The sequence below is a fragment of the Thalassotalea sp. HSM 43 genome (genome assembly GCF_004752005.1).
GTDB lineage: Bacteria > Pseudomonadota > Gammaproteobacteria > Enterobacterales > Alteromonadaceae > Thalassotalea_A.
This window is the reverse complement of record NZ_CP038493.1, coordinates 2211094-2232161: the sequence shown is the minus strand read 5'-3', so window position 1 is coordinate 2232161 and position 21068 is coordinate 2211094. Positions and strand designations below refer to the sequence as shown.

Genomic DNA, 21068 nt, shown 5'->3' with positions numbered 1-21068 from the left:
GCCTTTGTTAGTTATTGATCCTCAAAGTTATATCGCCAATTTGTAAATCACTGTACTCTGGCACCACCAAACTGACCTGATTATCGTCCAATAATGATTTAATAAAATGATTATCCCTTGGGTTTTTAATGGTGACATAATCCGAATGCCATGCATCGTCCCGCATGCGCCAGAGCTTAGCACTGGTATAACTATTGCGCTCTGTTATTACAAACAACTCCATACTGTCATCGCCATTTAAATCTTTGGCAATAAAGTAAAAATCTTGGATTTCAAATTGGCGAAATTTGTTTTTCTCATATATTTCGTCAATCAAATCATCGGGAAAATATTGTTTTGATGGCCAAAATATAGCGTTAGAAACAAATAATTCCTTATCAAGTGCTTGCTTTTCAAGCTTCTCGGAATACCGATCACGACGGACATCATACTGGGGATACACCCGTTCAAGTTTTGCGACAAAGCTTGGATGTTGTTTAGCCATAGATTGGCGCAATTTCTGGATATGCAAATAGCCAGCACGGCCTAAATGCCGAGCAAAATATTGGTAATCAAAGTCTTCAACGCTGATTCTTCCGTCGTGCAAACGCTCTATTTGACTGTTAGCTGACAGCGATTGGAAGTTTAATAAAGGAGAGTTAACCAATAACATAAACACTAAAACGGTTAATCCCATACGAATATTGACGGTACTTAATGTCTCGAGCCATTGGTCTTTACGTTTGATAATGGCGGCTAAGTAACCGAACGTGAATATCGTCAGTAGCAACCATATTAATACCCCCCAACAGCGCGCTACAGTTAATCCATATTGGTCGATTCTCAGCCACAGACCGTAACAAGCGATTAAACTGTAAACAGGCAAAAAGGCAACGCTGATGTAAATAGCCCTATGCAACATTGCGCCATAAGGACGTTGCTGATTCGCTCCTTGGTATACCGCATTGACAAAAAATAAGGTTAACGCCTGCAACCAAAGGACCAAGCTACTACCTGAACCGGTTGCCCATAGTTTTTGTAAGCCGGTAAACGGTAACGTAGCTAAAAATGCTAATGAGACTAGGCTAATAGCCGGTAATAAGAACTTAAATAAGGTTTGTAATATTTTTGCGATCGTATCGGCGGTATAGGTAATGTTGCGAAAGATAATAACAGCGAAGCCAAAAGCCAGATTTAGGACGGGAATGACAAACCAGTCTTTTTGCAGCAATTCGCGAAAAACATTGATATCCAACACCGCAAATAATGCTGCGCCTAACTGTAAAATCGCGAAGAAGATGCCAGTAAATAGCAGGCTTTCAGAAAAAATAATGAAATTTCGCCAAGAATGGCTAAACAAAGCACTATAGACAATTTTCTCGCCAGCTATCAATTGCTGTAAATACATCAATGCCTTAAAACAAGCTATCGCGCCGGTAAAGCATAAAATGAATATCACATAACCGTTAGTGAATTGTTCTTTAGGTTGCTGTTGCCAGCCAATATAAAACCCTAAGGCTGACATCAACAAGGCGAAGGGCAATATGAAGGCTATCGTTCTCTGTATTTTGTCACGTTCGACGCTGAGCAACAGCATAGGCCCTAAGCAAACCGCAAAAGTGGTAAGCCCGGTTAACCAAACCAGATTCGTGCCAGGCCAAAAATTGTGTTCAGCGCTTTGATATAACAATGTCAGTACAATGCCCTGAATAACAGAGACAATAACCATAAAGCGTTTGGGTAAAAGATTTTCCATAATCATCCAATATTTTTTTTATTATATGCTGCATAAAATACACAGCGGATATTGCCAGTGTATGTAGGATAATTAAGGCAAGTCAATCGTTAAAAACAAAAAGCGCGAGCTATCAAATTGATAACTCGCGCTTTTTTACAAGCTTACAACAATAAACTACGGTCGTGTATATTGCTGAGGCTTTTCTTTATCAAGGTTAAGGTAACGATCACGCAACTTGGTTTGACGAGACTCAAGTTCGATTTCTTCACCATTAATGATGACATTGGTCGGTGCTTCCATCACTTCCAGTGGGTCGCCAGACCAGACCACGACATCCGCTTGCATGCCGGCCTTAATTTGGCCTAGCTTGTCAGCCATACCATAAATCTCAGCAGGTACGGTGGTCAGTGAAGCAAGGCCAGCTTGATATGGCAAACCATTAGCAACCGCATTACCCGCATGTTGCGGGGCAAGGCGAATATTATGGGTATTCATGCCAACAGCAACTTTCACACCCGCTTTGTGCAAGCGAGCAGCGTTTTCCATGGTTGCGCCGTTTTGTTCAAACGCATAAGGTAAATTCGATTCTGGGTTAAGAATCACTTCAATGCCAGCAGCGGCCAATTCATCTGCCACTCGCCACGCTTCTGCGGCACCGACTAAGGTGACGTTTAGGCGCTTAAAGTTTTGCATCATATGCAAAATGCGACGAATATCAGCGGCACGGTGGACTTTAAACAGTACCGGCACATCGCCTTGTACAACCGGAACCATAGCTTCTACGTCGGCCTTAGATAACGTACCGTGCCATTCGGTTTGTGGTGTAAAGGTAATCGTTTGAGCGTATAAGGCTTCGTTAAACGCATCGCGTAAACTTAACCACATAGCCGCTCGTGTGCCGCCCATTTTGTTGGCACCTGAATTCGATACGTCGATGGCCATAAAGGCACGTTTCTTCAATAGTGGATCAACATCGTCACCTAAAGTGATAATCGCACCACGACCATGAAACATGGTATCTGAACTGCTTAATGCTGTTGCTGCGCTGGTAATACCTTCGATACGTGAAATATTACGTAACGTGGTATCTGGGCTGATGGCAACGGTTGCGTCTAACGAGGCTTGGTAGCTGCTTTTCGCTGCCGTTGCATCGACTGTATTAGCCCAAGATGGTACTTCGACTAAACCTAACGATGTGTACGCACCTATAAAGCCAGGGGTGATGATTTTACCTTTGGCGTCAATTACGCGGTAGCTTTCATCGGTGCTCACTGTTTGGTCGATTACTTGAGTAATTTTACCATCCTCAATTAACACCGTACCGTTTTCAATGGTGCCTTTTGTGCCCATGGTATGAATCGTACCACCAACAAGAGCGATTTTTTCAGCGTTTGCGCTAAACGATAATGCGGTTACTGCGGCAAGTGCCGTTAATGTCAAAGTTCTCATTTGCGATCTCCCTCACCTACTTGTCCTAACTCGTAATCGGCAATCGCCCAGGTTTCAGGCTTACTACGATCAAACGCTAAACCACCGTCGATAAACACTAACTCAGCTTGTGCATAAGTAGAAAATGGCTCAGCACTCCATAACACCACGTCTGCATTTTTGCCCGCTTCTAAAGAACCGGTTTGTTCAAAAATACCGAGAGATTTTGCCGCATTTGAGGTTAACCAAGTCCAAGCATCGGCTTTAGAAATGTCGATACCAGCACGACGCCCATCAGACAAGGCTTTCGCCGCCTCTTGGTTTAGACGCTGAATACCTTGGTCAGAATCCGAATGAACGATGGCACATGCTTTCGCTTGGTGAACCATAGGAATATTTTCACGGATACCATCGTACGCTTCCATTTTGAAGCCCCACCAATCTGCCCACATTGCAGAACAGATATTATTTTCCGCCAGTTTGTCGGCAATTTTGTATGATTCAACCGCATGTTGGAACGACGCGATGTGATAATCAAACTCTTTCATCACATCCATCATGGTGCCCATATCATCGGCACGGTAACAATGCATGTGCACTAAGATTTCACCATCAAGCACACCCATTAACGTTTCTTTGTTCAAATCACGTTTAGGTGGCTTAGCATTCTTACCTGCGTTGTAATCTGTTTCATATTTTTCCCAAGCGAGCTTGTAATCCTGTGCATCAGACCACGCTTGGCGGTAACCAGCAACGTTACCCATACGGGTCATTGGCCCGCCTTTTTTACCGTATACACGTTTTGGGTTTTCACCACAGGCCATCTTCAAACCGTAAGGCGCATCTGGGAATTTCATATCCTGGATAACTCGACCTGGTAGGTTTTTAACGGTCACACTGCGACCACCCACTAAGTTAGCGGAACCCGGTAAGATTTGCATTGAGGTTACACCACCTGCAAGGGCACGACGAAAACCAGGGTCTTGCGGCCAAATTGAATGCTCAGCCCAAACCGCAGCAGTCACAGGCTTGGTCATTTCATTACCGTCGGCATGGGATTCTGCGTCTGGCGTCGCGTAAACACCAAGATGACTATGCACATCAATAATACCTGGCGTTAACCATTTACCTGTGCCATCGATGACGTTAACGGCACTGGCTTCGTCCACGTCCTTACCAACGGCAACAATCTTGCCATTTTCCATTAATACCGAAACGTTTTCTGCCATGCCACCAAGGCCATCGTAGATATTTACGTTTGTGATTACGGTTGCCTGACTTGGCATTGGTTTGTAGGTACTTGGGAATGGGTCTTTGTTGATTTCAACAAAGGCAGCCTGCTTTTTATCAACTTTAGTCTCGTTACCACCACAACCACTTAAAATGGCCGCGCTTAGTAAGGAAACTGAAGTCAATAAGACTTTATTGACTGTTTTCATAGTTTTCCATCTTTATGTGTTATTAGAACCAATTACTGTAACAAGTACGATCGCTAAAGTCATCGCAACTTGTCGTAAAAATTACGTTAATCATCGGCAAATCAATGACCATTACTGTTTGATTTTTCTATACATACCGTCAAATAGCGTCGCCCATGTTTTACCGTCATCAAGGCTTTGTTGCCAATGCTGGCGCACGCTACCATCACTATTTGGGGTCCAGCTGATTTTATGCCACAGCAAGGCGCCTTGGGCACTCTTACCACGACCTTTTAGTACCATAGACTGACCTTCTAAGGTGCCCTCAAGTTGCAATAATAAACCGCTGTTATCCGTCCATGTTTGGTGCCAAACCTTGCGCTGTTTATCATACATATTGAGGCTCTTGCCTTTAAACCCGTTTGGCGTTTGATATTCTTCAAGAATGACGCATGAATCGAGAATCGAGCTGATTTTACTGGCCGAGACATTATCATTTTGCTTGTTAGTGACTTGCCACTGCCCTAACCAAAAATCAAATTGTCGGTATTCAGCTTCGCTGCAATTGCCGTTAGCCCATGCATTATTGCTGAGTGTTAACAAGGTACTGATTAATATTATGATTTTTTTCATGACGGTGCCTTAAACGAGTTGCTCATTGCGGTATATACTGTAATCACGTTAAACCGCTTTTGAGCACAAGGCAATCACAATTACCGCCGTCCGTATACGGTTATTGGCGAAGATAAAATACATTGCTTTGCGACGATTGCCGATTGGTATTATAGCCTTTACTGGTTATAATGCCCGCAAATCAATGCAAGATAGATACTATGAAATATAAGGACTTGCGCGACTTTCTCGACCAATTGGAACAAGTCGGTCAGTTAAAGCGCATCACACAACCTATATCGACCGAATTGGCGATGACAGAGATCAGTGATCGTACCCTGCGTGCTGGTGGACCGGCTTTGTTATTCGAAAACCCGATTGGTTTCGATATGCCAGTATTGACCAATTTATTTGGTACGCCTGATCGGGTTGCGATGGCCATGGGCCAGCAAGATGTCGCTGCCTTGCGTGACGTAGGCAAACTGTTGGCCACCTTAAAAGAACCTGAGCCACCAAAAGGGTTTAAGGATGCGCTGGATAAATTGCCGGTATTTAAGCAAGTATTGAATATGCCGACTAAGCGTTTGAAAAAAGCGCCATGTCAGGAAATTATCTATCAAGGCGATGAAGTAGACTTAACCAAGTTGCCAATTCAAAAATGCTGGCCAGGCGACGTTGCTCCACTGATCACTTGGGGCTTAACGGTCACTCGCGGTCCTGAGAAAGAACGTCAAAACCTTGGCATTTATCGTCAACAGTTGTTGGGCAAAAACAAAATCATTATGCGTTGGTTATCGCATCGTGGTGGTGCCTTGGACTTTCAAGAATTTAAAAAGCGTCACCCTGGCGAAAAATATCCGGTATCGGTTGCCTTAGGTGCCGACCCTGCGACCATATTAGGCGCGGTTACACCGGTACCAGACACCTTATCTGAATATGCTTTTGCCGGTTTATTGCGTGGCAGTAAAACCGAGGTGGTAAAAAGTCTGAGTAACGACTTAGAAGTGCCAGCATCAGCTGAAATCATTCTTGAAGGTTATTTAGATCCTGAAGAAATGGCACCGGAAGGCCCTTACGGTGATCATACCGGCTATTATAATGAGGTCGATGACTTCCCCGTGATGACCGTCACGCACGTTAGTATGCGCCAAGACCCGATTTATCACAGCACCTATACTGGTCGTCCGCCAGATGAGCCAGCGATTTTAGGGGTGGCACTTAACGAAGTGTTTGTGCCAATTATTCAAAAGCAATTTCCTGAAATTGTCGACTTTTATCTGCCACCGGAGGGGTGTTCATATCGCCTTGCCGTGGTGACCATGAAAAAGCAATATCCAGGACACGCCAAGCGGGTAATGATGGGAGTATGGTCATTCCTGCGCCAGTTTATGTACACCAAATTTGTCATCGTCTGTGATGACGACGTCAATGCCAGAGATTGGAAAGACGTTATTTGGGCGATGACGACGCGCATGGACCCAGCACGAGATACCGTTATGGTAGAAAATACACCCATTGATTATCTCGACTTTGCCTCTCCGGTATCCGGACTCGGCTCAAAAATGGGCCTTGATGCCACTAATAAGTGGCCGGGAGAAACCGACAGGGAGTGGGGCGAACCAATTACCATGGATGACGAAATCAAGCAGTATGTTGATGGTATATGGGATGAATTAGACATTCTCAATACACCGCCGTCACAAGATTAATTATTAGTAAGAAACAATATGAACAGAATCCGTTGTCAGGTTGCCTCGCTACAACCACTGACAAACACCGTTTTTCAGGTATTACTAAAACCTGAACAGGCTGTCTCGTTTGAGGCTGGCCAGTACTTAAACTTTGTCATGAGTGACGAAGATAAACGTCCATTTTCAATCGCATCAAGCCCGAGCGATGCGCTTATTGAATTGCAAATTGGTGCGTTTGCCGCCGACAGTTGGGCGATGCAAGTTATTGAACGCATCAAAGACAATGACTATGTTGAGGTAGAAATGCCTGGTGGTGTGGCGCAACTGCGCCAAGACAGTAACCGCCCTATCGTACTATTAGCTGGTGGCACCGGTTTTTCTTACATTAAGTCGATTCTCGGTGAATTGGTTGCGCGTAATTATCAACAACCTGTATTGGTATACTGGGGCTTGCGGGAGCCTGCGGCCTGTTATCAATTAGCAGAAACGCAAGCAATGACCGACAAATTGGCACATGGTCAATTTATCCCTGTGGTCGAGAGCGCCGATGAACACTGGCAAGGTCGTGTCGGCAAGGTACACGAACCGCTGTTAAAAGACGTGGTCTCGTTAGAGCCTTATGATCTTTATATGGCCGGTAGATTCGATATGGTCGGTTTTTTACGCAACGAATTTATCAATCATGGCGCGCTATCCGAGCACATGTTTGCCGATGCTTTCGCGTTTATTTAAACGCCTTAAAAAGCTTAAATAACTTGTATAAAAAACGGGGTCATTACGACCCCGTTTTGTGTTTTGGCGTTAAACGCGTTTAGTTTTCTTTAGCTATCGTCCATAGGTAATCGCTGTGCGACTTACACATCTTACTGAATTCTTGCGCCGGCTTTTCATTGGCTTTGTCTGAATAAAGCTGCTCTAAAATGACTTCTCGAGCCGCTAACAAATCTTTGTAACTGGCCGCCGTCATGGTTGCTAATTTACGATACTTGCCACCGACAACATGGGTATTCCAACCCCAAGACGTTAGTTTACCCTCGCCGACATTGGCATTATAGACTTTGGCAAACGTGGTTTTGACGATCTCATCAATTTTCTCATCTGCGGTAATATCACAGTAGAAATACACCGACATTGACGCTGTACCGCGATCAGCAGGACCTTCTGGGTTAGAGCCTGTGACATATTGCCAAATATAATCTTCATGGGTTGTACAACCTTTAGATAAAGCATCGGGTCCATCGCCTATGGCCTTAGTGAGCTTCTCACCAATGACCTCTTGCGCGTCCAGCAAAGCGTTTACATCGGCTGCTGTGTGGTACAAAATCCGACGCCATTTACCACCGGTATGGTGTTGTAACCACCCCCAGCCTAAAATCGCGCCCTCTTTTTTGGCTTCATCATATGCTTTGGCATACGTGGTGGTCACCAATTCATCAACATCAGCTTCACTGGCAGGTGAACATTGAAAATAACTGGCGTATGAATACGGCATGCTTTTTTCTTCTTCTGCGGCATGTGCTGTGGAAAAGCAAAAAGCGAGACAACTAAATAGGTAGAATATGGACTGCTTGTTCATCGTGTGCTCCTTTATTTTTTGTTAGGACACCCGGATACAAAGGCTGAATATACTGCGAAATATTCTTGTACAAAGGTCAAATTTACACGCTAAGCATAGTCTATTTCAAAGATGCCACAACTTTTCTCTGCCACCTATCCTTCTATTAAATTCAATTAGTTAAAAGTCATACGCATTGTATGGTTGCACTAGAGTGGCGATTGGTTATAGTTAGAGATGATTAAAAAAACAACAAGAGCAGATCATGATAAAAACGGTTATGCATACTTTTCTGGCAATCCTTGCCAGCCTTATGATCAGCACATCGGCGAATGCCAGCGTGTTGATGAAACCCACTCCTTTACCCGATGCCGAATACCCTAGCCTGTTTAGCGGCAAGTACCATCAAGACATTAGCAAACCGGAAACGGTTCTCGGTTTTTCTGCCGGTGAACGCACCGCAACCCCGGAGCAGATAACGCAATTGGTGACCCTATGGGCTACGCAAAGTAAAAAGGCCAAACTGGTTGAATACGCGCGCAGCTATGAAGGCCGACCTTTGCATTATTTGATTGTCAGTAGTGAACAAAACTTGGCAAACATTGACACCATTAAAGACAACATCAGCCAACTCGGTGAACCAAAAAGTTTGGCTCCAAACAAAGTAAATGAGTTAATCGACAGCACACCGGGTACTGCTTGGATGGCCTATAGCATTCATGGTAATGAATCCTCAGGTGCCGACGCTGCCATTGCCTTGCTCTATCATTTGCTCGCCAGTGAAGAGAGCGATGTCAGCGATTTGCTCGATAAGTTAGTGATATTTATCGATCCGATGATGAATCCGGATGGTCGCGCGCGCTTTACCAAACAACTCGAACAAAACCGTGCAACCAGTCCCAACTTTGATGTGCAATCAACATTACACAGTGGCATTTGGCCGTTCGGGCGCACCAATCATTACGGCTTTGACCTCAACCGCGATTTTTATTACGCGGTTAACCCAGAATCACGCGGTCGCATCAAAGCCATCAATCAATGGTTACCGTTACTGATGATTGACGGTCATGAGATGGGTGCCTTAGATACTTTTTTATTTGGTCCTCCGCGGGAACCGATTAACGAGCACATCGCCGATAGCATCAACCGTTGGAGCAAAGTGTTTGCCAGCGAACAAGCCGCGGCATTTGATAGTAAAGGCTGGCCATACTACACCGGTGAATGGTTTGAAAACCTCTATCCGGGTTATTCTAATTATTCAGAATACAAAGGCTCCATTCATATTCTTTACGAACAAGCCCGTACCGCAGAAGATGGGGTGCGCTTGAACAATGGCCAGATTCGCAGTTATAAAAAGTCGGTTCATCATCAATTGCTGAGCTCGATTGCAAACTTACAAACCTTGGCAAATAACAAGCAAAAAATCTTTGCTGATTTTGTCAAAAACCGTAATTCACATATCTCCGCCAAAGGCCCTTATGCCAATAAAAGTTGGGTGATATTACCGAGTAAGAACCAGTCTCGTTTACATAAGTTTCTTGATTTACTCGACCTGCAAGGTATTGAATATTATAAAAATGAAAGCCGTATCAGTGTCCGTAATGCGGTCAATCAATTAGGTCAAAAGCTTAGTAGTCAAATGATTGAACCCGGCGCAATTATCATCCCAAATCGCCAATATGATGCGCCGTTAATCGCCGCCATTCTCGAATTTGATGCCAACATAAAAGACTCTGTATTGCTTGAAGAACGACAAAAGGTGCTGCGTGATGGCAGTTCCGTTATGTATGATTCTACTGCTTGGAACCTTACCATGATGTATGGTCTTGAAGCGTTAGAAGTCAATCAAAACCTCAGTTCTGGATTGGACGCCTACCAAGCAAAGACATCGTCATCGTTTTCGGATATCGATAATGCCATCGCGTATTTAGTCGATGGCGCCAATGATAATTCGGTTGGCTTTGCCGCTCGCTTATTGGAATTAGGGGTGAATGTTCGCGCCTTAGACAAACAAGGTGAATTTAACGGCACCAGCTTTAGTCGCGGGTCAATTGTGGTCAGCAAGCATGATAATACTAACTGGCAACAAATTGTCGATACCGTAAAACAAGTGGCGCAAGATACCAAGGCACAGGTTATCGGTATTAACCAAGGACTTGGTGATGGTGACTTACCGGATATCGGTGGTGACCACTTTAAATTGCTGCAACGTCCGCAAATCGCCCTATTAAGCCACGCTGGCATCAGCGTATATGAGCATGGTCATATTTGGCATATGTTGGATACCGAGTTAGGTATTCGTCACTCACATTTAAATCAAGAGCTGCTAAGCAGTATGGATTTACGTCCATATAACGTATTGATCGTTCCTGGTCGTTGGTACGGTAAATTATCCGCTGGCAATATCAACGTCATTGATACCTGGGTAAAAGCCGGTGGCACCCTAGTGGTCACAGGCAATTCAGCCAATCAATTCGCCAAAGCCAAAGACTTTGTTAAAACCGTGACCCTTGACGATGCCTTTGCTGATATGGAGCAATATAATGTTGCCTTATACCGAGAATGGTTATCGCAGCAGGCCAGCATATCGAATCAGAAATTGACTAAAAACCATAAAGTCAGTGAGCAAATATGGTTTCCATGGCAAGGATTGGCAGATATGAAGCCAATGAACAAAGAACAGCTTAAACGCTGGAACACATGGACCGCGAACTTTATGCCATCGGGTGCACTGGTTGCATCCCGCACTGATCAAAAGAGCTGGTTAACCTTCGGCGTCAACGAGGTGTTACCGGTATTGACCGACAACCAACCGTTGTTGATGAGCAAATCACCAACGTCAGCGGTGGTGCGTTATGGTGTGCTTAGTGACAATAAAAAAGCCGAAGAACGGCTGATAGGTTGGTCAACCATACCTGCTGGCAAAGATCTGTACTTACGGATGAGTGGTTTGTTATGGCCAGAAGCTGCGCAACGCATCAGTAATGCTGCGTATCTAGTGCGTGAAAGCAAAGGCCATGGTCAGGTCATTCTATTTGCTAATTCGCCTAACTTCAGGGGCGCAACCAAAGGCACGGCGCGATTATTATTAAATGCCATCGTCTATGGTCCAGGTTTGGGCAGTAGAGCCGCACTTAACTTATAAACTGATAAGCACAAAAAAGGCGGTAGCAAATAATATGCACCGCCTTTTTTATTATGTGTTAACGCTAATCTTTGCCGATTAACGGACCACCATCATTGACGCACTTTTTGGGTTTGCCAACAATTCAGCAAACACTTGCCAACGTTTATCTACATCGCCGCCACTTTGATACTCAACGTAATCTTTAACCAGATCCTGACCAAGGTTATAGTTGATAACGTATGCGCGGTAACGCTCAATAAAATCAATGCGTTGCTTTGACTTTTTCTCGTTACTCAAAGCATATTTCATCAGAAATGCCACCGCCTGTGGTTTATCTATTTGACCATCGAGATAGCGCTTTGCTGCGACATTACCGGCATAAGATAACTTGCCTAAAATGGCTTGCACTTGGTAGTAGAGTTCGACTTTACTGGCGTCAAGACCGGCTAATGTAAACAGTACCTGTTTTTCAAATTGCAGGCGTTGCTGCTGCGGAAACGCAACCTCAATACCGTAATTGGCACTGCCTTCTGCCAATAAAGATAAAGGCGAGTACAGTGGATAAACCGAGTACTCAATCCAGCCTTTACCATCAACCAAATGTTTTTCCATCAGTGAATTGAACACGTGATGACCAGGGTAGCCTTCATGACTGGCCAAATCGATAGCACGATCAATTTGAATCGGTAAGTCAGTATTAACTTGAATCAGACTAAAGCTATTGCCTTTATACCAGTTATAGCCACTCCAAGGTTTGTCAGTGACATACTCAATGGTAAACGCTTCGTTTTCTGGTAATTCAATCATCGCCTTGGTACGTTTTTGCGCTTCTTCTATGGCAGCAACAAACACTTTACCAAGCTTATCCTTCGGGATAACAAACTCACTTTGAAAGGCATCAAGACGACTATTAAGATCGCCCTCACCTGGAATTAAGCCATCCAATTCAAGTAATGCCTTGTCAAAATCGGCTTCGCTTAAATTAGGCGATTTTGCGTCATACAGTGCCATCGACTCATCATCGAAACTAAAGGTTTTACCGTTTAACTGTTCAATAAACGCCATCACCGAGCGCGTTTGCACCATAAGCATATCTTTGCGCAATACTTCGGTCTCTAACGGCTCAGCCTTATCAATGTCGTCAATTAAACTCTGTGCCTGACTTTGTAATTGCTCAAGCGGCAGTTTTTCCGCCTGTTGCTGCCATTCACTCGGCCCATAGTAAGCGTCGATGTAATAGTCTTGATGTTTACCGACCAATAGCGCCAATTTAACGTAACGTTCAGCTAATTGATTCATACCATCCTCGCTTGGCGGTTCGCTATTATCGGTACAAGCAATAACGCCAATACAGCATAAAGCGACCAGCCATTTATTAAATCGTGTCAACATTGTGATTATTCCTGTTCCAGACTAAAGCCCGCAAAGTACTCTGCTAAGGCCAACATATCTTCATCGTTAAAACGCACCATCATGGTTTGCTTTATATCGTTTTTTAAACGGCGGTACTTATAATTTTGCATCTGCTCAAACAAGTAGTCTTGGTCATGGCCAGCAAGATCAGGATAAATCGCCAGTGCACCTTTACCATTACCACCATGACAAGGGGTGCAATAAGCAACATTCTGCTTCAGCTTTTGCTGTGCCAATCGTTCGGCTTTTAACTCTTGCTCAGCAAATGCTAGGCCTTGTTCTAGTCGTTTATCGACAACACTTTGCTCGATAACATCCATACTTAATTGAGACGCTTGGCTTTGCCCTGTCAGCCATAACAAAGCACAAAGGCTAAAAATTCGTTTATTGTTTACCATAATACATTTTTGGATATTTAAAAAAACTGGTAAGATTTTGTTTCAGCTATAAAAAAAGCGCATTAACATGCGCTTTTTTACAGAATCTATTTGGCTTATTTCAAGCTAGCGTAATATGCAGAAAGATTAGCAATATCTGCATCAGTCAAAGGCATCGCCATTGGAGCCATAACTGGGTCTTTACGAGTACCAGATTTGAAGTCTTTAAGTTGCTTAGCGATGTAAGCTTCTTTTTGACCTGCAAGGTTTGGGTACATTGGTACAGCAGAGATACCTTCAGCACCGTGACATGCTGCACATACAGCAGCCTTGGCTTTACCAGCTTCAACATCAGCAGCCATTGCAGGGGCAGCTAAAACAACAGATGCAGCTAGAGCTAGAGTTAATTTTTTCATAGTCACTACTCTTTCTTGTTTAATTAAATATTTGAACACTGTGTTGATTATATGGAAAAAAACTGAACATGTCTGTGGTTTTTTCGCAAAAACATATATCTTTGTTCTATCTCAAGTAAAATAACAGTGTTGCTCACTAATCAAGGCCATTATGCTCGAATTTCAAAACAGCTATTTAACATTAGGTTCACAATTTTACCAAAATATTGTTCCGGCGCAACCAGACAAACCTACAACCTTGTTATTTAACAATAAACTCGCGCAAGAGTTGAATTTTCCTGACGCTTTTATAAATGATAAATCAGCAGTTAGTAAACTGTTTTCTGGTGACCTCAGTGGCCAGCAAATCACACCAGTTGCATTGGCTTATGCCGGTCATCAATTTGGTCATTTCAATCCGCAACTCGGCGACGGCCGTGCGCACTTACTTGGCGAAATAATTGATCAACATAATAAGGTACAGGAAATTCAGTTAAAAGGATCAGGTCAGACACCGTTTTCACGCCAAGGTGACGGCAAATGTGCACTAGGACCGGCGGTTCGAGAATACGTTATGAGCGAAGCCATGTTTGCGCTCGGTGTGCCTACCAGTCGGTGTTTAAGTGTGGTGCGCACCAATGAAGTCGTGTTTCGCGAGCAAGCATTACCCGGTGCCGTTGTTAGCCGAGTAGCGAGCAGTCATATACGAGTTGGCAGCTTTCAATATTTTGCCGCTCGTAACGATTTTGACAGCGTAAAAACCTTAGCCAACTTTGCCATCGAGCGCCATTATTCACATATCGACATAAGCAATGAAGATTATCTACTTGAATTTTTAGCGGCGGTTATCGACAAACAAATTGAATTGGTGGTGCATTGGCTGCGAGTAGGCTTTATTCATGGCGTAATGAATACCGATAACACTGCGATTAGCGGCGAGACTATTGATTATGGTCCATGCGCCATGATGGCGGACTACCACCCGGGTACCGTGTTTAGCTCGATTGACCAAAATGGCCGTTATGCTTATGGTAACCAACCGGCTATTTGTCAGTGGAATATGGCACGTTTCGCGGAAACATTATTGCCGCTGATTGATGCAGATAGCGAGCAGGCTGTGGCAAAAGTGAAACCGATAATTATGGCATTTAGCGATAAATTTAATGACGCTAATAATGCCATGATGGTCAATAAAATTGGCTTAATCGATGTAAACAAGACGACGCTGCAATTAGTTGAACAACTGCTGAACATCATGCAAGAAGAGCAGCTCGACTATACCGCGACGTTTGTTCAGCTCGAGCAATCGTTATCTGACCAGCAATTGGCACAAGCGGTACCGCAGGTTTTGCAGGCATGGCTGGTAAGTTGGCAGCAACAGATAAATGATGTGCAGCAAACCGTTGCCTTAATGCGCAAAACTAACCCACTGGTGATTCCGCGTAACCATCATGTCGAGGCAATCATAACTCAAAGCTATGACAATGCCTTACAGCAAGTAGATGATAGCACCCACATTGACGAGTTTTTAACGGTGATGAGTTCACCGTATCAGCAGCAACAAGATACAGGAAAATATCAGGATTTACCGGCCGATGGTGATCGTCATTACCGCACCTTTTGTGGCACCTAACCACAAAGCGGTAAGCGGCATGAGCTACAAAACATAGCGAATGCAGTAACAACGGAAAAAACGATAAAGACGCCAAGCATTTTGAAGAAAATAATGAAACTAACACAGATTAACAGTCATACAGTTCGCCTCGATTTGGCTAACCAATGGGACCAAGAACAAGCTCTTTCCTTAAGCCAGGAGATCCTCGGCAAACTTGGTGAACATCAAGTCATTGAAACGATAGCCGGAGCCGATCGTTTCGATTGTCGTTTTCGCTTTGCCGAGCAAGACTTTGTCTTACACTTCGAGCACTACAGTGAATCATGCTGGATAGAGGCCGACGATGAGTTTAATGAGCTTGGTATTGCGCCGCTTTTGCCTGTTTTAATCAAACGTTAGCAATACTTTGCCATCACTTTTGTGTACAGCATAATGCTCTAACGCCGACAAAAATTGTTGTGGCTTAAAGTGGCCGTAAACATCGGTCTCAAAAATACCGTCACTGAACAGCTTTTGCACTTTGCGCGATAAAGCCAAGACCTGTAATGGGTTGGCTTTACCAATATAAGTCGCTAGCCAAAAGCCTTCGATGTGCTGGTCTTTAAACAATAAATCCGATACCGAGAAGTAACCACCAAAAGGGTGTAATGTTTCTGTGAGTCGACCATAAACAATCGCCGTTGCGCCCTTGCCCATTTGTGACATTACTCGCGGTGTATCTTTATCGGCAACAGCGTCAAGAAACACACTCGCTTTTAGGTCAATGCAAGCTTGTTTCAATTGCGCTTTAAAGTCACCATCTTCAGCCAACAGTACTCGATCTGCGTCTAAATCCTTTAAAACGGCAACGTTTTTTGCTGAACGTACCGTGGCAATGGTTTTGATTCCTTGCAATTTTGCATAGCGAATAACGCCTTTACCGACTTGGCTTGCTGCGGCGTTTAATACGATCGCTTTAGCACCCAATTGTTTAGCGCGTTCAACCAAACACACCGATGTACATGGGTTAACGATCAGGGTTGCCGCTTGCGCATCGGTCAACTCTTTGCGAACCGGTAAACAGTAGTTCGCGTAGGTAATAGCGTATTTACCCCAAACCCCGTCGCCGCCCGGCGCTGCCGATAAAGCGACACGTTTACCTTTTAAATATTTGCCATACAATCCGGCGTTGGCATCAATAACTTCGCCACAACCTTCGAATCCAGCGTATGCACCATCAACCGGTGGCAAGCCATATTTGCCCATCAGGTAGACTAAATCAGATGGATTGATTGGTGCTGCCAACATTTTCACCAACACTTGCCCAGGCTTTAGTGCTGGAATTGGTTTTTCAATTAATTCTAAGCGTTGTGATAATGGCGTTTCGACATCGTCGATTAATTTAAGGGCGAAGCCCACATTGGTGTTAGTCATAGGTGGTCTGATCAGTAAATGTTGACTTTATAATGCCATATATAGCAAAGCCTTACCACTTGATAAGGCTTTGACCATCATTAATTTAACCGACCTCTGTGAGGCAATATTAGCGGCTTAGAAAAACGCCATTCGAGCAGCTTGCCCTATCTCAATGCCACTGACTTGTGCACGTTGCAATAATTGCCAGTAATAGCGATAGGTCGCACGATCGTGCAGTTCACCTTTATGTTGAATCGGTCCCCAAGCATTTTGCTGCGCCGCCAATAAAATCGCTTCGGCGTCTTCAACTTCTTCATAGTTTGGTTTCATCGCGTCAACGATGGCTTGAATTTGTGTTGGGTAAATGGACCACATGCGCATAAAGCCGAACTCATTACGAGCCCGCTTGGCATCATCTAATGTCTGCTGCACATTTTTTAAATCTAAGGTGACATTGTGGGCGGGTATTACGCCATGGGCTAACGCGGCTGCGACCATTTCAGTTTTTGCACGATACAACAACGCATGGTCAAATTGTCCCGGGCTGCGCATACAACTCGCTGGAATCGCACCGTAATGACCAGATACAAAATCCATCATACCAAAGTCCAATACCTGCACCCATGGCGTTGCCGCAATTTGCCAGACATCACGCAAGGCACCGTGGGTTTCAATTAACACATGAATGGGGATTTCACGGTCGATAGAATGGTATTCACATAGTCCTTGAATATATTTAACCATCTCTTCAATTTGACTGCCCGCAGTACACTTCGGCAAGGTAATGTAAGCAACTTTATGACCACAAGCTGGGATCAGAATTTCCAGGTCTTTCTTCCAATGTGGGTGCGAATAATCATGCACCCTTACCCCCAACATAGCGAACTGATTGTCATCAGAGGCAATCAGTCGCGCCACCATTTCAGCGTGTTGTTGTTCACTGCCAGCTGCTGCGCCATCTTCACAATCACAAGTGATATCGAAAACCGGTCCAAGCTGTTGTTGCATAGCCATTGCCTTGTTGATTAGCTTTTCGCTACCAGCAAAATGCTCACACGATGGGATCACTGGAAATGGTTTCTCCGCTTCAAATAAAGCTTCGTTTGGGTGAACAAGAGCGCTCATAAAAATCTCCGCTATTTTAATATTAATGGCGTTGCCATTATGTAATTTTATTACATTTTTAATGAAAGTTAGACATTTACACAAAACAAGCCATGATTAGATTATGTGCTTAACCCTGTCTCCGGGCAGTCATTGGCGACAAAGGTTTATACTGGCCACTAATAATCAAATATCGCCTTTTTTACTCAAACAATGCCCTCTAAAGACCTTTAGCGTCAATACGTTGGTGAGTAAATAATCAACTTGTTGTTTTTTACCCTAGCCTCTGCGCAAAAAAAATTCAAACACTTTTTTAAAACATTTGATTGAAATAATTACTCTAATAGTGTAATTGTTAATAAAAGCTTTCAATTTTTGATCGAGGTCAGACCAGAAGATGTTAGCAACAAAGCGCTTAAATAGCTCAAACAGGGGAGAGAAAATGAATTACCACAATGAATTTTTAGAGCAGGTAGATGAGCAAGATGTACTCGGTGGCTTTTGGCCTGGCATTCAATTGTATTATCCGCCGGTTAAGTATTCTCCTAAAGATGGCACCTATGAATCGATGCAACAAGCCAGCGAACGTATTCGCAAGCACGCTCATAATTGTCAAGCGCACACGCTATTGTTCGACTTAGAAGATGGCTGTCGTCAGAAAGCCATGAGTCGAGAGCTATTGCTTAATGAGCTGCCTAAGTTTCCGCAACGAGATTTTCAAATTGCCGTGCGTATCAACCCCTTTCGCACCGAAGAGTATGAAAAAGACTTGGCGATGATTATGCAAGTGGCTGAACATATTGATGTCATTGTTCTTGCCAAGGCCGGCGAAATGTATGGTGCCGCTGAAATAAGAGATTTATCCGCCTGGTTACTCGGTGTTAACCCTGATATCGAAATTCAACCGATTATTGAGCACCCGCGTAGTTTGAAAATCGCCGCGGAACTCATGGCATTTCCATCGGTTAAGCATGTGGTGTTTGGTATCCACGATTTCTCTAAAGCGATGGCAATTCATCTAACCCCTGAAGGTTGGATTGATGAGTTATTAACTTACCTACGAAATTTACTGCTGGAAGCGAGAATTGCCGGTAAAGGGGTTATCGGTGGTGTTGAAGTATTAATTAACGATACACCGATGCCAGAGCATTTTATCGAACCAGACGATGTTCGACGTTGGCTCGATTTGCATGGCGATCATGAATCTCATGTCGTCCATGACCATGCGATGGTAGAAACCAAAATGGGCTTAACCGGTAAGCAGTTGATTCACCCGTATCATATTCATTTATGTAAAGTGGCGTTCACCCCTTCTCCAAAAGAAATCAAACGCAACGTTGAAATATTGCAGGCAGCAATTGATGCCGATGCCTTACTCGGTGGTGCCATCAAGTTTGAAGGTGAAATGCTCGACCCGCCAATGTTTGGTAAAGCATTACAAACACTGCTGCGAGCCTACGCATTAAAATCTCTCGATGATAAAGACAAACAGTTTGCCATGGACGTGCTTAAACGCCTGCCTATCACGGTGATTCGTGAAAACTGGCCATACGGTCGCATATAGGAGGTCGATTATGAACTATGCAGACTTACTTACAGAAACGGATCACGGCTGGCAATGGCATATCCCTGAGCATTTTAATATTGCCCACGCTTGTGTGCGTCAACATGTTGAAGCCGGTAACGGCGCGAAAACGGCTCTGATAGTCGAAGATGATTGTCTTGGTAGCAGCGAGCTAAGCTATCAACAGCTTGACCAACTATCAGGGCGACTGGTTTATGTGTTGCGTCAATTGGGTTTGCAACAGGCGGACCGGGTACTTATTCGGTTGCCTAACTCGGTAGATTATCCAACCAGTTTTTTCGGTTGTTTAAAATACGGTGCCATTGCGGTGCCAACCTCAACCTTGTTATCCGCGGCAGAAGTTGCCTATTTAGCACAAGACTCGGCAGCGAAAGTACTGATTACAGCCAAGTCGATGTGGCCAGAGTTAAAAGACATCGCCAACAGCGACAGTCAATTACGCACCGTGTTGCTTACCGGCGACGGTGAGATGCCAGTCAATGACAGTAATTTAGAGCTCATCGACTTACAGGCCTTGCTAACACAGGTGCCGGTTGATGACAGCATTGTTGCCAGTAAACCCGATGATGCCGCGTATCTGGTATATACCTCAGGTACAACCGGTTATCCCAAAGGTGTGTTACATGCGCATCGCTCGCTGATAGGTCGCTTACCCGCCAGTCGTCATTGGTTTGATTTTAAAGACGGCGACCGGATCATGCATTCTGGCAAATTTAATTGGACCTATGTGTTGGGCTCGGCGTTAATGGACCCGTTATTTCACGGCCATACCGTGATTGTTCATGAGGGTAAAAACGATGCCTCAACATGGCCAAGACTGATAAAAAAACATAACTGCAGTATTTTCATTGGCGTACCAACCATTTATCGACAAATCATCCAAAAAACCGACTTTGATCAGCAGCAGGTACCTAGCTTGCGTCACTGTATGAGTGCTGGCGAACACCTTAGCGATGAGATGTTAATCGCTTGGCGCGAGCGTTTTGGTATGGATGTCTATGAAGCCATTGGCATGAGTGAATTCTCTTATTACATCTCTCAAAACAAACGTCGCGCAATTCGCCCAGGAGCCGCAGGCTTCGTGCAACCGGGTCATGAGGTGGTGCTGTTAAATGAGCAAAATCAGCCGGCCAAACCTGGTGAAGAAGGCATGATTGCCATAAAAGACAATGATCCGGGACTGTTTTTAGAGTATTGGCAATTGCCTGATGAAACGGCAAAGTCTCGACACCACGGTTACTTTTATACAGGCGATTACGCTCGTATAGACGATGACGGTTATATTTGGTTTGTCGGTCGTAAAGACGACATCATTAACACCTTTGGTTACCGCGTCTCACCACATGAAATTGAGCGCGTGATCAAAACCCACCCCGATGTCGCCGATTGCGTCGCCTTAGGCCAACAATTGGAAGGCGAGAAAACCTTGGTGAGCGCCTGTGTCATATTGCAGAGCAACGTCAGCACCACCGAACAAGATATTATTAACTTTGCCAGTGACCGATTAGCCAAATACAAAGCACCCAAGCTGGTGCATTTCTATCAGGACTTTCCACGCACTAAAAATGGCAAAGTACTGCGCAAACAAATGCTAAACGATTTACATAACTCAAACCAAAAAGCCGTTTAATGCTGG

General features: G+C 44.3%; 17 protein-coding genes. 7 read left to right on the top strand and 10 right to left on the bottom strand.

Annotated elements, in window-relative coordinates; translation table 11 throughout:
* Window positions 1-7 precede the first annotated feature (7 nt).
* The 4 genes from E2K93_RS09530 to E2K93_RS09515 all read right to left on the bottom strand — a co-directional run bounded on the left by E2K93_RS09530 (window position 8) and on the right by E2K93_RS09515 (window position 5196).
* Window positions 8-1735: a DUF4153 domain-containing protein gene (locus E2K93_RS09530; RefSeq protein WP_135438876.1), complete on the bottom strand. Its 1728-nt coding sequence runs from the start codon at window positions 1733-1735 to the stop codon at window positions 8-10.
* Window positions 1736-1891: 156 nt separating this feature from the next.
* Entirely contained in the window at window positions 1892-3166 is a 1275-nt protein-coding gene (locus tag E2K93_RS09525; RefSeq protein WP_135438875.1) for an amidohydrolase family protein, read from the bottom strand.
* Window positions 3163-4584 (bottom strand): amidohydrolase, encoded by a 1422-nt coding sequence (locus E2K93_RS09520; protein WP_135438874.1) that lies wholly within the window; start codon window positions 4582-4584, stop codon window positions 3163-3165. The genes E2K93_RS09525 and E2K93_RS09520 overlap by 4 nt, the downstream gene beginning before the upstream one ends.
* Before the next feature lie 111 nt (window positions 4585-4695).
* Complete coding sequence (locus tag E2K93_RS09515; RefSeq protein WP_135438873.1) at window positions 4696-5196, bottom strand: hypothetical protein; 501 nt, start codon at window positions 5194-5196, stop codon at window positions 4696-4698.
* A gap of 200 nt (window positions 5197-5396) precedes the next feature.
* Between E2K93_RS09515 and ubiD the strand changes: the two genes are divergently transcribed.
* A complete protein-coding gene (ubiD, locus tag E2K93_RS09510) occupies window positions 5397-6884 on the top strand; it encodes a 4-hydroxy-3-polyprenylbenzoate decarboxylase (RefSeq protein ID WP_135438872.1) in 1488 nt (495 codons plus the stop codon).
* Between the two features lie 18 nt (window positions 6885-6902).
* Window positions 6903-7598, top strand: coding sequence for an NAD(P)H-flavin reductase (gene fre, locus E2K93_RS09505; protein WP_135438871.1), 696 nt, complete (start codon window positions 6903-6905; stop codon window positions 7596-7598).
* 79 nt (window positions 7599-7677) lie between these two features.
* Here the strand turns inward: fre and E2K93_RS09500 are convergent, their stop codons facing one another.
* Window positions 7678-8442, bottom strand: coding sequence for a hypothetical protein (locus E2K93_RS09500; protein WP_135438870.1), 765 nt, complete (start codon window positions 8440-8442; stop codon window positions 7678-7680).
* Between the two features lie 244 nt (window positions 8443-8686).
* On the opposite strand from E2K93_RS09500, the gene E2K93_RS09495 reads away from it, so the two are divergent.
* Entirely contained in the window at window positions 8687-11566 is a 2880-nt protein-coding gene (locus tag E2K93_RS09495; protein ID WP_135438869.1) for a M14 family metallopeptidase, read from the top strand.
* A 78-nt stretch (window positions 11567-11644) separates the two neighbouring features.
* Here the strand turns inward: E2K93_RS09495 and E2K93_RS09490 are convergent, their stop codons facing one another.
* The 3 genes from E2K93_RS09490 to E2K93_RS09480 form a co-directional block, all read right to left on the bottom strand.
* Window positions 11645-12940: a hypothetical protein gene (locus tag E2K93_RS09490; RefSeq protein WP_228445251.1), complete on the bottom strand. Its 1296-nt coding sequence runs from the start codon at window positions 12938-12940 to the stop codon at window positions 11645-11647.
* A gap of 5 nt (window positions 12941-12945) precedes the next feature.
* The gene (locus E2K93_RS09485) at window positions 12946-13359 is read right to left on the bottom strand and encodes a c-type cytochrome (RefSeq protein ID WP_135438868.1); all 414 of its coding nucleotides are present in this window, start codon (window positions 13357-13359) and stop codon (window positions 12946-12948) included.
* A gap of 95 nt (window positions 13360-13454) precedes the next feature.
* The gene (locus E2K93_RS09480) at window positions 13455-13754 is read right to left on the bottom strand and encodes a c-type cytochrome (protein WP_135438867.1); all 300 of its coding nucleotides are present in this window, start codon (window positions 13752-13754) and stop codon (window positions 13455-13457) included.
* Window positions 13755-13905: 151 nt separating this feature from the next.
* Here E2K93_RS09480 and E2K93_RS09475 point away from each other — a divergent pair, with 151 nt between their 5' ends.
* The gene (locus tag E2K93_RS09475) at window positions 13906-15366 is read left to right on the top strand and encodes a protein adenylyltransferase SelO (protein WP_135438866.1); all 1461 of its coding nucleotides are present in this window, start codon (window positions 13906-13908) and stop codon (window positions 15364-15366) included.
* Window positions 15367-15459: 93 nt separating this feature from the next.
* Window positions 15460-15747 (top strand): DUF3630 family protein, encoded by a 288-nt coding sequence (locus E2K93_RS09470; protein ID WP_135438865.1) that lies wholly within the window; start codon window positions 15460-15462, stop codon window positions 15745-15747.
* Here the strand turns inward: E2K93_RS09470 and E2K93_RS09465 are convergent.
* The gene (locus E2K93_RS09465; protein ID WP_135438864.1) at window positions 15733-16761 is read right to left on the bottom strand and encodes a zinc-binding dehydrogenase; all 1029 of its coding nucleotides are present in this window, start codon (window positions 16759-16761) and stop codon (window positions 15733-15735) included. The two genes, E2K93_RS09470 and E2K93_RS09465, sit on opposite strands and share 15 nt — an antisense overlap.
* 117 nt (window positions 16762-16878) lie before the next feature.
* On the bottom strand, window positions 16879-17868 hold the full coding sequence (locus E2K93_RS09460; protein ID WP_135438863.1) for an HpcH/HpaI aldolase/citrate lyase family protein: 990 nt from the start codon (window positions 17866-17868) through the stop codon (window positions 16879-16881).
* Between the two features lie 421 nt (window positions 17869-18289).
* On the opposite strand from E2K93_RS09460, the gene E2K93_RS09455 reads away from it, so the two are divergent.
* Both E2K93_RS09455 and E2K93_RS09450 read left to right on the top strand, forming a co-directional pair.
* Complete coding sequence (locus E2K93_RS09455; RefSeq protein WP_135438862.1) at window positions 18290-19411, top strand: HpcH/HpaI aldolase/citrate lyase family protein; 1122 nt, start codon at window positions 18290-18292, stop codon at window positions 19409-19411.
* A gap of 10 nt (window positions 19412-19421) precedes the next feature.
* Window positions 19422-21062: an acyl-CoA synthetase gene (locus E2K93_RS09450; protein ID WP_135438861.1), complete on the top strand. Its 1641-nt coding sequence runs from the start codon at window positions 19422-19424 to the stop codon at window positions 21060-21062.
* Window positions 21063-21068 lie beyond the last annotated feature (6 nt).

Coding starts and splice junctions, on each gene's coding strand:
- E2K93_RS09530 (WP_135438876.1), bottom strand. CDS start 1,735: ATGGAAAATCTTTTACCCAAACGCTTTATGGTTATTGTCTCTGTTATT.
- E2K93_RS09525 (WP_135438875.1), bottom strand. CDS start 3,166: ATGAGAACTTTGACATTAACGGCACTTGCCGCAGTAACCGCATTATCG.
- E2K93_RS09520 (WP_135438874.1), bottom strand. CDS start 4,584: ATGAAAACAGTCAATAAAGTCTTATTGACTTCAGTTTCCTTACTAAGC.
- E2K93_RS09515 (WP_135438873.1), bottom strand. CDS start 5,196: ATGAAAAAAATCATAATATTAATCAGTACCTTGTTAACACTCAGCAAT.
- ubiD (WP_135438872.1), top strand. CDS start 5,397: ATGAAATATAAGGACTTGCGCGACTTTCTCGACCAATTGGAACAAGTC.
- fre (WP_135438871.1), top strand. CDS start 6,903: ATGAACAGAATCCGTTGTCAGGTTGCCTCGCTACAACCACTGACAAAC.
- E2K93_RS09500 (WP_135438870.1), bottom strand. CDS start 8,442: ATGAACAAGCAGTCCATATTCTACCTATTTAGTTGTCTCGCTTTTTGC.
- E2K93_RS09495 (WP_135438869.1), top strand. CDS start 8,687: ATGATAAAAACGGTTATGCATACTTTTCTGGCAATCCTTGCCAGCCTT.
- E2K93_RS09490 (WP_228445251.1), bottom strand. CDS start 12,940: ATGTTGACACGATTTAATAAATGGCTGGTCGCTTTATGCTGTATTGGC.
- E2K93_RS09485 (WP_135438868.1), bottom strand. CDS start 13,359: ATGGTAAACAATAAACGAATTTTTAGCCTTTGTGCTTTGTTATGGCTG.
- E2K93_RS09480 (WP_135438867.1), bottom strand. CDS start 13,754: ATGAAAAAATTAACTCTAGCTCTAGCTGCATCTGTTGTTTTAGCTGCC.
- E2K93_RS09475 (WP_135438866.1), top strand. CDS start 13,906: ATGCTCGAATTTCAAAACAGCTATTTAACATTAGGTTCACAATTTTAC.
- E2K93_RS09470 (WP_135438865.1), top strand. CDS start 15,460: ATGAAACTAACACAGATTAACAGTCATACAGTTCGCCTCGATTTGGCT.
- E2K93_RS09465 (WP_135438864.1), bottom strand. CDS start 16,761: ATGACTAACACCAATGTGGGCTTCGCCCTTAAATTAATCGACGATGTC.
- E2K93_RS09460 (WP_135438863.1), bottom strand. CDS start 17,868: ATGAGCGCTCTTGTTCACCCAAACGAAGCTTTATTTGAAGCGGAGAAA.
- E2K93_RS09455 (WP_135438862.1), top strand. CDS start 18,290: ATGAATTACCACAATGAATTTTTAGAGCAGGTAGATGAGCAAGATGTA.
- E2K93_RS09450 (WP_135438861.1), top strand. CDS start 19,422: ATGAACTATGCAGACTTACTTACAGAAACGGATCACGGCTGGCAATGG.